Genomic DNA, 12,104 nt, shown 5'->3' with positions numbered 1-12,104 from the left:
AATGGCTGGCCGGGGTACCCGCGACCTGGCCGGACAGCACTGAGCAAGATCGACTGGCGCCCCTCTCGGGCACGGAGCACGGACGGTGGTGGTGGCGGTGAGCAGCACCCGTGCGGTGCGCCGCGCCGGCAGGCCGCTGCCCGGCCCCGTCGTGCGCCTGCTGGTCACCGCCGGATTCGCCCTGACGGGTTGGTTGCTGGCCTCGGCGCTGGGCTCCGCCGCGCTCGCCGACGAGGGGTCCGCGGGCAGTGGCGAGACGAGCACGGTCGCCGCCGAATCGACCCCGGCCGGCAAGAGCGAACCCGCGGAACCAGCCGAGCCCACCGAACCCGGCGAGCCCGCACAACCGGCCGAACCCGCCCAGCCCTCCGGACCGGAGGCGGCCCCCGAGCCCTCGCCGGAGACCCGTCCCTCGGCCGAGGCCGAGGCCGAGCCGACGCGGCCGGCAGAGGCAACAGAGACAAGCGAGACGACAGCGACTACAGCGACGACAGCGACAACAGCGACAACAGCGACGACACAGCCCGCCGACCACGAACAGCCGGCGGAGCCCGAACGCGAGACCGGCTCGCTCGCGACGCTGTCCCAGGTCACCGAACCGGTGCTGCGGGAGACGACGCAGCTCAGCGAACCGGCGGCACAGCCGGCCACCAGCCTGCTCGGCACGGTCACCAGGACCCTGGGCACCGTGCTGGACCGGGTGAGCGGCACCGTGGACGGCTTGACCGGCTCCGTCGGCGAACTCGCGCCGATCGTCGACGTGCCCAGCGTGCTGCCCGATCTCGGTGCCACCGTGCCCGACCTGCCGAACCTGACCCAGCCCGTCCCGCCCGCCGAGTCCGCGCCGAGCGGCACCGGCACCGCACCGGCAGCCGATCCCGCACCGGCGCCCGAGCAGGCACCCGCCCGGCAGGTTCCGGCGTCCGATCCGGCACCCGGCACGCGGGCGGCGCCCGCCGGTCCGCCGCTGCCCGGCGAGCTGCGGCAGGTCGCCGCCCCGGTGAACGGCACGGCCTCCGACAGCTCCGACAGCTCCGCCAGCATCCGGCCGGGCGGCGGTTCCGGCGGCGGCGGGCACGGTGCGCCTCCGCCGATGGCACCGGTGACCGCTGCCGGCTCCATCGCGAGCGTCGTCGCCCCGCAGGACAGCTCCGGTGGCCGCCACGTGCATGGCACGCTCAACTCGGAAGACACCCGCACCCAGCTTCGGCTCATCGGCACCAGCCGCGACCACGACGCCGACGGCGCGGGCAGGGAAGCCGCACTCCCGGCCGCTTCGCCCGACTGACCCGGCCGCCCGCCGGGGAGAGGCGCGTCCAAACCAAGATCAACTTCTTGCGTTCTCCACGGCCACGCGCCCGTTCAGCCGTTTCTTTCGTTTATCCCGGGGTTTTTGCGTGCATACCCAACTTCCCGCTCGGCCTACCGCGCCAGGCCGTGACGGGTCCCGGTCCCGGCGCCACGTTGCCCCCGTGGCGCCGGGGCCTGCCCCGGGCGCGCACCGGCCGTTCCCGCTCACCGCGCCGAGCGGGAACATCCGGCCGATGCGCGCCTGAGCCGATGGGGCTTCCCGGCATGGCGAGGGGCGATGCCGGGAAGCGCCCGCGGCACCCGTGCCCACCCCCGGGCACGGCGAGAGCCGGTGTACCGGATGACCAAACCGTCCCGCATCCCTGGAGTGACGGAATTTCTCATCCGGTGCACCGGCTCTCTCATGTCACGGGCACCTCGGCCCCGCTCCCGGCGGCGGGGCCGACGGAGGCGGCGGCCGCGGCGAGCCTGCGCACCGCCTCGTGCAGCCGTTCGGGTGGCTGGGCGAAGGGCAGCCGGAGCCGGCTTTCGAGGCCACCGTGCACGCCGAACCGCGAACCGGGTGCCACCTGCACGCCGTAACCGATCGCTGCCACGCTGAGCCGGGTACTCATCGGCTCGGGCAACCGGCACCACAGTGACAGCCCGCCCGCCGGAACCCGGAAGGCCCAGTCGGGGAAGTGCCAGCGCACCGCGCCGACGAGTGCGTCCCGCATCGCACGGACGTCCTCCCGGCGCCGCCGCGCCGACGCCCCCGGATCCTCGAGCAGCTCGGCCAGCACCAGCTGTTCGAGGACCGGTGATCCGAGATCCAGGGCGTGCCGCGCGGAGAGGAATCCGCCGATCAGCTCCTCCGACGCCCGGATCCAGCCGAGGCGCAGCCCGCCCCAGTGCGACTTCGCCGCCGAACCGACGGTTATCGCCGAGTCCCCCGCGAAGGCGGCCAGCGGCGGCGGGGCGGCGCCAGGGTCGCCGTCGAGATCCAGTTCGGCCAGCGTCTCGTCCACCACGACCGGAGTCCGGGTGCGCGCGAGCGCGGCACCGAGCCGCTCCCGCCCCGCCGCGTCGAGCCGCAGGCCGGTGGGGTTCTGGAAGTCGACGACGAAGTTGGCCAGCCGAGGCGCCACCTGGCGCAGTGCGGCCTCGATGCCCGGGATGTCCCAGCCCTCGTCCGGGTCGACCGCGATCGGCACCGGAACCGCGTGCGCCGAGCGGACGGCCTCCGGCGTGTTGGGATAGCAGGGCTGTTCGACCAGTACCCGGTCACCCGGCCCGGCCAGCGTGCGCAGTGCGAGGGCGAACGAATGCTGCCCGCCGTTGGTGATCATCACCTGTGCCGGTGTCGTCGGCAGCCCGCGCTCGGTGTAGCGGGCGGCGACCCGTTCCCGCAGCGCAGGCAGGCCGAGCACGCTGTAGCCGTGGTCGAGCAGTTCCCCGGCGAACTTCTGCCTGGCCGCGTCGAGCGCGGCGAGGACACCGGGGACCGCGGGCAGCGCGGCGCGTGTGAAGTCGATCAGGTTCGGGGCCTCGGGCGGCGCCGGTTCGAGCCCGCGGCGACGCGGCACGGCGATCCACGAGCCCGCGCCGCGCCTGCTCTCCACCAGGCCGGCCTCGCGCAGCCGATCGAGCGCGGCACCGATGAGCGTGCGGCTGACCCCGAGCGCGCCGGCCAGCTCGCGCTCGGCGGGCAGCCGTGTCCCCGGGGTCAGCCTGCCGTCCAACACGTGCAGTTCCACCGCCGCGGCGAGGTCGGCCGCCCCACGCCGAGAGCCGCTGCGACGCCAATCACCCAGCACAGCGGCCATTCGCGCGCCAGATACGTGTCCACCTGGTGGAACCTGGCCGTTCATCAGGCCAATTCTTGCCGATTGGCTATGGTATTTCCAGCCAATCCGCCGGATAGTCGTCGATGTGGCTCATGCTGTCGAACTCCATCCGGTCACCGTCACCGTCAGCCCCGTCCGCAGGCTGCTGCAACTAGTCGGCGGGCTCGCCCTGTACGGCACCAGCCTGGCGATGATGACCAGGGCCGGGCTCGGCCTCTCCCCCTGGGACGTGCTGCACGAGGGCGTGACCAAACGGACGGGGCTGACGTTCGGCATGGTCATCGGCATCTCGTCGGTCGCGGTGTTGGCACTGTGGATCCCGCTGCGGCAGCGGCCGGGCATCGGCACGGTGCTGAACGTGCTCGTCATCTCGGTGACCGTCGACCTGGTCCGGCTGGTGCTGCCCGACCAGCACGCCCTCGGCGCGCAGATCCCGCTGCTGCTGGGCGGCGTCGTGCTCAACGGGCTCGCGACGGCCGCCTACGTGGGCGCCCGGCTCGGTCCCGGCCCGCGCGACGGCCTGATGACCGGGCTCTCCACGCGGACCGGGTGGTCGGTACGCCTCGTGCGCACCGGGATCGAGGTGACCGTGCTCGCCGCCGGCTGGCTGCTCGGCGGCACGGTCGGTCTCGGCACGGTGCTGTACGCGCTCGCCATCGGCCCGCTCACCCAGGCCTTCCTGCCCTTCGTGGTGTGGCGGTACGAGCGCCCCGGCTCGTGAGTGCGCACACGAGTTCTAACTCGTCTGCGCACTCACGAGGCGCGGCGGCGGGTGAGGGCCCGGCGGAGGGTCACGTGGTCGATGCCGTAGGTGGCCAGCATGTCGGCGGTGGGGCCTGGCTGCGTGACCACGGCCAGCAGGATGTGCTCGGTTCCGATGTCCTTGTCGCCGAGGTCCTGCGCCTCCCGCAACGAATGCTCCAGCACGCGCTTGGCACCGTGCGTGAACGGCCGGTGCTGACGACCCGCGAACCGGCCGCGCCGCGACCCCTCGGCACGGTCGGCGAGCGCGTACTCGCCGTGCGCCTGCTCGACGCGCTCCACGACCCGCTCCAGGTCGATGCCCAGCTGCTCGAGTGCCTCGGCGTCGGCGTCGCTGAGCCCGCCGCGCCGCCGGATCGCGTTGAGCTCCTCGACGACCAGGTCGATGGACAGCCCGGACTCCACCAGCAACCGCACGGCGGCGGTGTCCGAAGCGCCGAGCAGGGCGAGCAGCAGGTGCGGCACGTCGATCTCGGCGACCTGCTGCTCGATCGCCCAGTCCTGCGCCTCGATCACGGCGACCCGGGCCTCCTTGGTGAACCTCTCGAACATCAGCGCCTCCCGTGCTTCTTGTGTACCGCCTGACGGCTGACCCCGAGCTCGTCGGCGATCTCCTGCCATGACCAGCCGTGCGTCCGCGCGCTGCGCACCTGCACGGCCTCGAGCTGTTCCAGCAGCCGGCACAGGGCGGCGACGGCCCGCAGCCCCACCCGGGGGTCGCGGTCGCCTGCCCTGGCGGCCAGATCCGTTGCCTCTGTCATGCCGTCAATCTACGTTGACAGTGCCATTGTGTCAATGTCAGTTGACAGGACTTCGGCGCTACTGTCTGGACGTGCCCCGGATCGACATCGCCGAACAGGCCGGCGTCGGTGTGCACGGCCGGCCTCGCCCCACCGAGGACAAGGTGGTCACCACCGGCAATGCCGTGGTGCTGCTCGACGGCGCCACCGAGTTCCGCGACGACCTGCCCAGCGGCGGCTGGTACGCGGCACGGCTGGCCGAGCAGCTCGACGTCCGGCTGCGCGAGCGGCCGGACGACGACCTGAGCGCGCTGCTGGCCGACGCCATCACCGGCGTCACCACGGAGCACGACCTGAGGCCGGGACACTCGCCTTCGAGCACCGTGGCGATGCTGCGCTGGACCGAGCACCGGATCGACACGCTCGTGCTCGCCGACAGCCCGGTCGTCGTGTTCCACCGGTCCGGGAGGATGGACGTACTCGCCGACGACCGGCTGCTGGCGCTGCGCAAGGGCGGAGCGTTGCGCACCCGCGCCGACGTCAGCAGGCTGCGCAACGCCGAGGGCGGGTTCTGGGTGGCCGAGGCCGACCCGGCCGCCGCCGGGCACGCCCTGCACCGGAGTCTGCCGCGGGCGGACGTCGACGCGGTGCTGCTCGCCACCGACGGCGTCGCGATCGGCGTCGACGAGTACCGGATCCTCGGCTGGCCGGACGTGCTCTGCCTCGCGCGGGAGAAGGGGGCCGCCGCCGTGCTCGACACGGTCAGGGCCGCCGAGCACGACGACCCGGACGGTGCCCGCTGGCCGCGCTCGAAACGCCACGACGACCAGGCGTTCGCCCTGATCGACTTCACCCGAAAGTAAGGGTGGATTCAGGGCGTTCCCCGATCACAACCCGCGCGCGCGAAGCCAAGCTGGAAGTATGCAGAAACTGGGGACGAGGACCGAGCTCGACACGGTCGCCCGGGTCCGGCCGTGGACGATCGCGGCCTCGGCGGCCATCGGCTGGTCCCTGTTCACTCTCGTGATCCTGCACGCCGTCAGCTCGTTCGACCCCGTGCTGGACGCCCTGAGCCGCTACGCCTTCACCGACCAGGGCAGCGGCATGCTCGAAGCGAGCCTGCTCTCCTTCGCGGTCGGTGTCGTCGCCGTGCGTGGCGCGCTGCTGGGCGCCGGGGTCCCGTTCGGTCGCACCACGTCCGTGCTGTTCGCCTGTGCCGCGCTCGGCCTGGTCATGGCGGCGCTGTTCCCCGCGAGCTTCACCTCCGACATCGACCCGGTCACCGGAAGGGTCCACCAGTACGCGAGCCTCATCGCGTTCCTCAGCCTGCCCGCGATCGGCCTCACGCTGCTCGACGGGCTGCGCGAGATCCCCGCACCGGCGGCGAGCCGGGCGATGCTGATCCGGGTGCTGTTCCTCTGCTGGAGCAGCCTCGCCCTGTTCGGCGTCAGCTACGTCGCCGCGGCGCTGCCCGGCTATCCGATGGCGGCCACCATCGCCGAGGCGCTGCCGGTCGGCTTCACCCAGCGGCTCACGTTCGTCGCCGACTTCGCCCTGCTCATGGTGCTGGTGGTACTCGCCGCCCGCACCGCGCGCCTGCGGCAGGCCACCCAGGAATGATATCGTTCGTTCGAACGAACGAGGAACGGGGCCCGCCATGACCGACGACATCGGGAGTGATCTCGCCTTCGCCGGCCTGGCCCGGCAGGCCGGTCTGCTCACCGAGGGGCGGCTCACCTCGGCCGAACTCACCGCCGCCGCACTGAAGCGGATCGACGAGACACAGCCGACGCTCAACGCCTTCCGGCACGTACGGGCGGCCGACGCGGAACGGGAGGCCGCGGACGCCGATCGCCGCCTCGCCGCGGGTGAGCGCGCGCCGCTGCTCGGGGTGCCGGTGGCGATCAAGGACGACACCGACATCGCGGGCCTGCCCACAGCGTTCGGCTGCGCGGGCGACTTCCCGGTCCGCGACACCGACGCCGAGGTTGTCGCCCGGCTGAAGCGGGCGGGCGCGGTGATCGTCGGCAAGACCAACACCCCGGAGATCGGGCAGTGGCCGTTCACCGAGGGCGGTGCGTTCGGGGTCACGCGCAACCCGTGGCACACCGGCTACTCGCCGGGCGGCTCCTCCGGTGGCTCCGCGGCCGCCGTCGCCGCGGGCCTGGTGCCCGCCGCGCTCGGCTCGGACGGCGCCGGGTCGGTCCGGATACCCGCCGCCTGGAACAACCTGGTCGGCATCAAGACGCAGCGCGGCCGCATCCCCACCGCGCCCGAGCCGGAACTGTTCCACGGGCTGACCGTGCACGGTCCGCTGGCGCGGACGGTCGCCGACGCGGCACTGCTGCTCGACGTCACCGCCGGCACGGACGGCACCTTCCTGGCCGCCGTCCGCACCGAGCCAGGGCGGCTGCGCGTCGGGCTCTCGTTCCGCATCCCGTTCACCGCCACGCGCACCCGGCTGGACGAGCGAGTCCACGCCGCGGTGACGCGGCTCGCGGGCGTGCTGGCGGGACTCGGGCACGAGGTCGACCACGCCGAACCGCGCTACGGACTCATCGGGCTCGACTTCCTCCCACGCTCCCTCGCCGGCGTGCACGACTGGGCCGCCCGCGCTCCGGAACCCGGCCTGCTCGATCCGCGCACCCGCGCCAACCGGCGCACCGGCTCCCGGCTCGGTCCGCTCGCGAGCCTCGCCCGGCGCGCCGAGCCGCTGCTGCACCGGCAGGTCGGCGCGGTGTTCGAGCAGGTCGACGTGCTGCTCGCGCCGACGACCGCGACACCGCCACCGCGGATCGGCGCCTTCGACGCGCTGTCGAACTGGCACACCGACGAGGCGATGATCGCCGCCTGCCCGTACGCGTGGCCGTGGAACGTGCTCGGCTGGCCCGCGATGAACGTCCCGGCCGGGCCGACGGACGACGGGCTGCCGCTCGGCGCGCAGCTACTCGGACCTGCCGGTTCGGAGGGCCTGCTGATCTCGCTGGCCGCGCAACTGGAGAAGGCCGAACGCTGGCACGATCGGCGACCGTGAACACTCGTGAGGCGATCCTGCGCGCCGCGCTGCGGGTGATCGGCGAGCAGGGCGTCGCCGGCCTGACCAACCGCCGGATCTGCGCCGAGGCCGGTGTCGCACTCGGCTCGCTGACCTACCACTTCCCCAGCCAGACCGAGCTGTTGCGGCAGGCCATGCTGCTGTTCGCGGAGGACGAGACCCGGCGGCTGGCCGCGCTGGCCGAGGAGCACCGGGCCGGGGAGATGACCGTCGAACGGGCGGCGGTCGCCGTCGATGCCGTGCTGGAGCGGATGCCGCTGCGCGTGGACGAGATCGCCTCACTCGAACTGTTCCTCCAGGCGGGGCGCGATCCCGCGCTGCGCGACGCCACCACCCGCTGCTTCGCCGCCTACGACGAGCTGGCGGTGACCATCCTGCGCACGCTCGGGGTGAACGCTCCCGAGCGGCTGACCGGTCCGGTCGTCGCCCTGGTCATGGGCCTGCAACTGCGCAGGCTGGCCACCGGTGCCGCCCCGGCGACCCCGGCCGCCGACGCGCTGACCATGCTCGTGCGGGGCGCGGGCCGGTAGCCTGCTCCCATGGCGGCACCCATCGTGCGCGGGACCGCCGCATGGCGCTACTTCGGCGATTTCCGGGCGAGCGTGCTCGCCGGGCAGGTGCTCGTGCTCCAGGTCGCGCACCCGGTCGTCGCGGCGGGCGTGCGTGACCACTCCGGCTACCAGGCCGATCCGTGGACGCGGCTGCTGCGCACGGCCGGGTCGCTCGCGATCTACGTCTACGGCGACCCGGTCGGCGCGCGGTACGAAGCCGACCGGCTGTGGGAGCTGCACAAGCGCTTCACCGGCGTGGACGCCGAGGGCCGCCGCTACCACGCGCTCGATCCGCACGCCTACGCCTGGGTGCACGCGACGCTGGTCATGCAGGCCGTCGACACGCAGCGCTTCTTCGGCAGGCCGCTGTCACGGGCCGAGCTGGACGAGTACTACGCGCAGCTGCGCGAGGTCGGTCGCAGACTCGGCCTGCGGGAGCGGCACCTGCCGCCGGACTGGCCTGCCTTCGAGCGCTACTACGCCGCGATGGTGACCTCGTTCGGCCCGAACGAGACGATCAGCACCCTCTTCGAGACCATCCGCACGGTGGCCAAGCCGGTGCGGGCGCTGCCCGACCGCCTCTGGCTTCCCCTGCGCACCAGGCAGTACGAGCTGCAGATGTTCCTGATCGCGGCCACGCTGCCGCCCGTCCTGCGCGAGCGCCTCGGGCTGCGCTGGACCGCGCGCAGGCAGCGCCGGTTCGAGCGGCTGTGCTGCGCGCTGCGCGTCCTCGGCGCGATGGTCCCGGTGCCGCTGCGGTCGGCGCACGTGCGCGGTGTCGGCAAGCTCAACGTGTGGCTGCGCCGCCGCCGCGGCCTCCACGCCTGACCACTCGTGAGTGCGCACGCGAGTTCTAACTCGCGTAGGCACTCACGAGGGTTCGGGCCGCAGGTGCGCGCTGATCGGTACGACGAGCGGGGTGCCCGCGACCGGGTCGGGCAGGACCTTGGCGTCGAGGTCGAACACCTCCGACAGCAACTGCTCGGACAGCACGTCCCCCGGCTCGCCCCTGGCCACGATCCGGCCCTCCCGCATGGCGACGAGCGTGTCGGCGTAACGGGCGGCGAGGTTCAGGTCGTGCAGCACCATCACCACGGTCGTGCCGCGCTCGGTGTGCAGCCGGTGCACGAGGTCGAGCACGTCGATCTGGTGGGCCAGGTCCAGGTGGGTGATCGGCTCGTCGAGCAGGAGCAGCGACGTGTCCTGCGCGAGCGTCATCGAGATCCACGCGCGCTGCCGCTGCCCACCGGAGAGCTCGTCGACGATCCGCTCGGCGTGCACCGCCATTCCGGTCAGCGACAACGCCCTGGTGACCGCCTCTTCGTCGGCGGCCGACCACTGCCGGTACCAGCTCTGGTGCGGATGCCTGCCCCGCGAGACGAGGTCGGCCACGGTCAGCCCCTCGGGGGCGCTGGGCGCCTGTGGCAGCAGCCCGACGACCTTGGCGACCTCCCTGGTCGCCAGCTTGTCGATCCGCTTGCCGTCGAGCAGCACGGCGCCCTCGCGTGGGCGCAGCAGCCGCCCGAGCGCCCGCAGCAGGGTGGATTTCCCGCAGCCGTTCGGCCCGATGATCACGGTCACGGACCCGTCGAGCACGTCGAGGTCGAGATCGTCGACCACGACCCGCTCGCCGTAGCCGAGCCGGATCCCGTCGGCCTTCAACCGGGCTTCGGTCACGCACGCACCTCCGAACGACGGCTCCGGGCGAAGAGATAGATCAGGTACGGCGCGCCGAGGATCGCGGTCAGCACGCCGACCGGCAGGTCCGGGGCCACCATCCGGACGGTGAGGTCCGCGCCAACGATCAGCAGCGCACCGACGACCATCGACCCGGCCAGCGGTGGCCGGGCCGTGCGGGCGAGCCGCATGGCGATCTGCGGGGTGGCCAGCGCGACGAACGTGATCGGCCCGGCCGCCGCGGTCGCCACGGCGGCCAGGGCCGCGGCGAGCAGCAGCAGCGTGCCCCGCGCGGCGTCGACGCGGATGCCGAGGCCACGCGCGGTCTCGTCGCCGAACTGGAGCCCGTCCATCAGGTGGGCGCAACCCAGCGTCACCGGCGCCAGCAGCGCCAGCGCGAGGGCCACCGGCCCGACCGACTCCCAGCCCACGTCGGCGAGGTTGCCGACGATCCACGTGGTGGCGCGCGCCGCGTCGTCCACGTCACCGACGGTGAGCAGCCAGTAGACGACGTTGTAGCCGATCGCCGACAGCCCGATGCCGACCAGCACCATCCGGTACCCGTCGATGCCGCGCCGCCAGGAGAGGCCGTAGAGCAGCAGCCCGGCCACGAGACCACCGATCAGCGCGGCGAGCGGCACCCCGATCTCCGCGGCGGCGCCGCTCACCTGGCCGCGGTACCCGCCGACCACGATCACCGCGACCGCGCCGACCCCCGCGCCCCAGGTGACGCCCAGGATGTCCGGGCTGGCCAGCGGGTTGCGCGCGATGGTCTGGAAGATCGCGCCGGCGAGGCCGAACGCGGCCCCGACGAGCACCCCCGCCAGCGTGCGCGGCAGCCGCAGGTCGAAGATGATCCCGCTCTCCCTGCGGTCGCCTCCGCCGAGCAGCGTGCGCAGGACGTCGAGCACCTCGATGTGCGAGCTGCCCTTGCCGATGTTCAGCGCGGCCACCAGCACGAGCAACGCCGCACCGGCGATCGGCACCGCGACCACGCGCGGCCGGAACGTCCATGCCGCGGGCCCGGCCCGCAGCTCCTTGCGACCGGGTAGCGCGGGCACCTCCCGCACGCCCCTCATATGCGCACCAGGCCCCTCCGCCGCACCAGATGGATGAACACGGGCGCGCCGACGAGGGCGAGCATGATGCCGACCTCCAGCCGGTCACCGGAGACGAGCCGCCCGGCCACGTCGGCGACGAGCAGCAGGATCGCGCCGAGCAGCGCCGCGAATGGAACCAGCCAGCGGTAGTCCGGCCCGGTGATCGCGCGGGCGAGGTGCGGCACGATCAGGCCGAGGAACGCGATCGGCCCGCAGGCGGAGACGGCGGTCCCGACCAGCAGCGTGATCGCGAGGACGCCCACGATTCTGGTGCGGCGGATGTTCTGGCCGAGCGAGGTCGCCACGTCCGTGCCCAGCGCGAGCGTGTTCAGCCCGGGCGTGTTGGCGACCGCCAGGACGAGCCCGACCAGCAGGAACGGAGCGATCTGGCCGGCGACCGCGAAGTCGCGGCCTGCGATCGAGCCGACGTGCCAGAACCGGTAGATCTCCATGCCCTGCCGGTTGCCGAGCACGATCGCCGAGATCAGCCCGTAGAGCAGCGCGCTGACGGCGGCGCCGGCCAGCGCGAGCGTAACCGGGGTGGCGCCCCGGCCGCCGACGGCGCCGAGCAGGAACACCACCACGGCGGCGAGCAGCGCTCCCGCGAAGCCGAACCAGATGAAGCCGTACAGGCTGTGCACGCCGAAGACCACGACGGCGAGCACGATCGCGAACGCCGCGCCCTGGTTGACGCCGAGCAGGCCGGGGTCGGCGATGGGGTTGCGGGTGTGCCCCTGCATCAGCGCGCCGCCCGCGCCGAGCGCGAGCCCGACCAGCACGCCGACCAGCGTGCGGGGACCGCGCAACGACCGGACGATGATGTCCGCCTCGCCACCGGCCGGGTTCGCCAGCGCCTGCCACACGGCGTGGAAGGGGATGGACCTGGCGCCGTAGACGATGCTCAGCGTGACGGCCGCGAGCAGGGCGAGCAGCAGCGCGAACAGGGCCACCAGCCGCCGCACCCGGAGCCGTCGGCGGCCGGAGCCGTCGCGCACGGTCGCCGGCCGCGCGGCGAGGGTGACGCCCATCGCCAGCTCCTGTCGTCCACGTTACGAACCCTTTTGCACAGCGCCGGTGTGCGC

Annotated in this window: 13 protein-coding genes; 7 read left to right on the top strand and 6 right to left on the bottom strand. The window is 73.3% G+C overall.

The window, feature by feature from the left end; all coding sequences use genetic code 11:
* Positions 1 to 97: 97 nt before the first annotated feature.
* Entirely contained in the window at positions 98 to 1,288 is a 1,191-nt protein-coding gene (locus JAP66_RS07955; protein WP_199430947.1) for a hypothetical protein, read from the top strand.
* Positions 1,289 to 1,712: 424 nt separating this feature from the next.
* On the opposite strand, the gene yczR is transcribed toward JAP66_RS07955, so the two are convergent.
* Complete coding sequence (gene yczR, locus JAP66_RS07950) at positions 1,713 to 3,161, bottom strand: MocR-like transcription factor YczR (protein ID WP_443706205.1); 1,449 nt, start codon at positions 3,159 to 3,161, stop codon at positions 1,713 to 1,715.
* Positions 3,162 to 3,222: 61 nt separating this feature from the next.
* Here yczR and yczE point away from each other — a divergent pair, with 61 nt between their 5' ends.
* Positions 3,223 to 3,858 carry a membrane protein YczE gene (gene yczE / locus JAP66_RS07945; protein ID WP_199430945.1) on the top strand — a complete coding sequence of 212 codons (636 nt, stop codon included), beginning with the start codon at positions 3,223 to 3,225 and terminating at the stop codon, positions 3,856 to 3,858.
* A gap of 32 nt (positions 3,859 to 3,890) precedes the next feature.
* Here yczE and JAP66_RS07940 read toward each other — a convergent pair whose 3' ends face one another.
* Entirely contained in the window at positions 3,891 to 4,451 is a 561-nt protein-coding gene (locus JAP66_RS07940; RefSeq protein ID WP_199430944.1) for a Clp protease N-terminal domain-containing protein, read from the bottom strand.
* Positions 4,451 to 4,660, bottom strand: a complete 210-nt coding sequence (locus tag JAP66_RS07935) for an HTH domain-containing protein (RefSeq protein WP_199430943.1) — start codon at positions 4,658 to 4,660, stop codon at positions 4,451 to 4,453. Before JAP66_RS07935 ends, JAP66_RS07940 begins: the two co-directional genes overlap by 1 nt.
* Before the next feature lie 71 nt (positions 4,661 to 4,731).
* On the opposite strand from JAP66_RS07935, the gene JAP66_RS07930 reads away from it, so the two are divergent.
* Genes JAP66_RS07930 through JAP66_RS07910 form a run of 5 tightly spaced genes read left to right on the top strand, consistent with a single transcriptional unit; the run spans position 4,732 to position 9,073 of the window.
* On the top strand, positions 4,732 to 5,502 hold the full coding sequence (locus JAP66_RS07930) for a PP2C family serine/threonine-protein phosphatase (protein ID WP_199430942.1): 771 nt from the start codon (positions 4,732 to 4,734) through the stop codon (positions 5,500 to 5,502).
* A 58-nt stretch (positions 5,503 to 5,560) separates the two neighbouring features.
* Positions 5,561 to 6,259 (top strand): DUF998 domain-containing protein, encoded by a 699-nt coding sequence (locus JAP66_RS07925; protein ID WP_199430941.1) that lies wholly within the window; start codon positions 5,561 to 5,563, stop codon positions 6,257 to 6,259.
* A gap of 37 nt (positions 6,260 to 6,296) precedes the next feature.
* Complete coding sequence (locus tag JAP66_RS07920; RefSeq protein WP_199430940.1) at positions 6,297 to 7,673, top strand: amidase; 1,377 nt, start codon at positions 6,297 to 6,299, stop codon at positions 7,671 to 7,673.
* On the top strand, positions 7,670 to 8,224 hold the full coding sequence (locus JAP66_RS07915) for a TetR/AcrR family transcriptional regulator (RefSeq protein WP_199430939.1): 555 nt from the start codon (positions 7,670 to 7,672) through the stop codon (positions 8,222 to 8,224). The genes JAP66_RS07920 and JAP66_RS07915 overlap by 4 nt, the downstream gene beginning before the upstream one ends.
* A gap of 9 nt (positions 8,225 to 8,233) precedes the next feature.
* Positions 8,234 to 9,073, top strand: coding sequence for an oxygenase MpaB family protein (locus tag JAP66_RS07910; RefSeq protein ID WP_199430938.1), 840 nt, complete (start codon positions 8,234 to 8,236; stop codon positions 9,071 to 9,073).
* 42 nt (positions 9,074 to 9,115) lie between these two features.
* On the opposite strand, the gene JAP66_RS07905 is transcribed toward JAP66_RS07910, so the two are convergent.
* From JAP66_RS07905 to JAP66_RS07895, 3 genes are read right to left on the bottom strand one after another with little or no spacing between them, the layout of a single operon-like run.
* The gene (locus JAP66_RS07905; RefSeq protein ID WP_199430937.1) at positions 9,116 to 9,922 is read right to left on the bottom strand and encodes an ABC transporter ATP-binding protein; all 807 of its coding nucleotides are present in this window, start codon (positions 9,920 to 9,922) and stop codon (positions 9,116 to 9,118) included.
* Positions 9,919 to 11,001: a FecCD family ABC transporter permease gene (locus JAP66_RS07900; protein ID WP_199430936.1), complete on the bottom strand. Its 1,083-nt coding sequence runs from the start codon at positions 10,999 to 11,001 to the stop codon at positions 9,919 to 9,921. The genes JAP66_RS07905 and JAP66_RS07900 overlap by 4 nt, the downstream gene beginning before the upstream one ends.
* On the bottom strand, positions 10,998 to 12,050 hold the full coding sequence (locus JAP66_RS07895; protein WP_199430935.1) for a FecCD family ABC transporter permease: 1,053 nt from the start codon (positions 12,048 to 12,050) through the stop codon (positions 10,998 to 11,000). The genes JAP66_RS07900 and JAP66_RS07895 overlap by 4 nt, the downstream gene beginning before the upstream one ends.
* Positions 12,051 to 12,104 lie beyond the last annotated feature (54 nt).

This window comes from Qaidamihabitans albus (genome assembly GCF_016464705.1).
Lineage (GTDB): Bacteria > Actinomycetota > Actinomycetes > Mycobacteriales > Pseudonocardiaceae > Qaidamihabitans > Qaidamihabitans albus.
The sequence above is the reverse complement of the archived record's forward strand: the minus strand, read 5'-3'. Positions and strand labels throughout refer to the sequence as shown.

Bases quoted from the DNA above. Each gene is read 5' to 3' on its own strand.
- JAP66_RS07935 (WP_199430943.1), bottom strand. From the start codon at position 4,660: ATGACAGAGGCAACGGATCTGGCCGCCAGGGCAGGCGACCGCGACCCC.
- JAP66_RS07920 (WP_199430940.1), top strand. From the start codon at position 6,297: ATGACCGACGACATCGGGAGTGATCTCGCCTTCGCCGGCCTGGCCCGG.
- JAP66_RS07940 (WP_199430944.1), bottom strand. From the start codon at position 4,451: ATGTTCGAGAGGTTCACCAAGGAGGCCCGGGTCGCCGTGATCGAGGCG.
- yczR (WP_443706205.1), bottom strand. From the start codon at position 3,161: ATGAACGGCCAGGTTCCACCAGGTGGACACGTATCTGGCGCGCGAATG.
- JAP66_RS07925 (WP_199430941.1), top strand. From the start codon at position 5,561: ATGCAGAAACTGGGGACGAGGACCGAGCTCGACACGGTCGCCCGGGTC.
- JAP66_RS07910 (WP_199430938.1), top strand. From the start codon at position 8,234: ATGGCGGCACCCATCGTGCGCGGGACCGCCGCATGGCGCTACTTCGGC.
- JAP66_RS07895 (WP_199430935.1), bottom strand. From the start codon at position 12,050: ATGGGCGTCACCCTCGCCGCGCGGCCGGCGACCGTGCGCGACGGCTCC.
- JAP66_RS07900 (WP_199430936.1), bottom strand. From the start codon at position 11,001: ATGAGGGGCGTGCGGGAGGTGCCCGCGCTACCCGGTCGCAAGGAGCTG.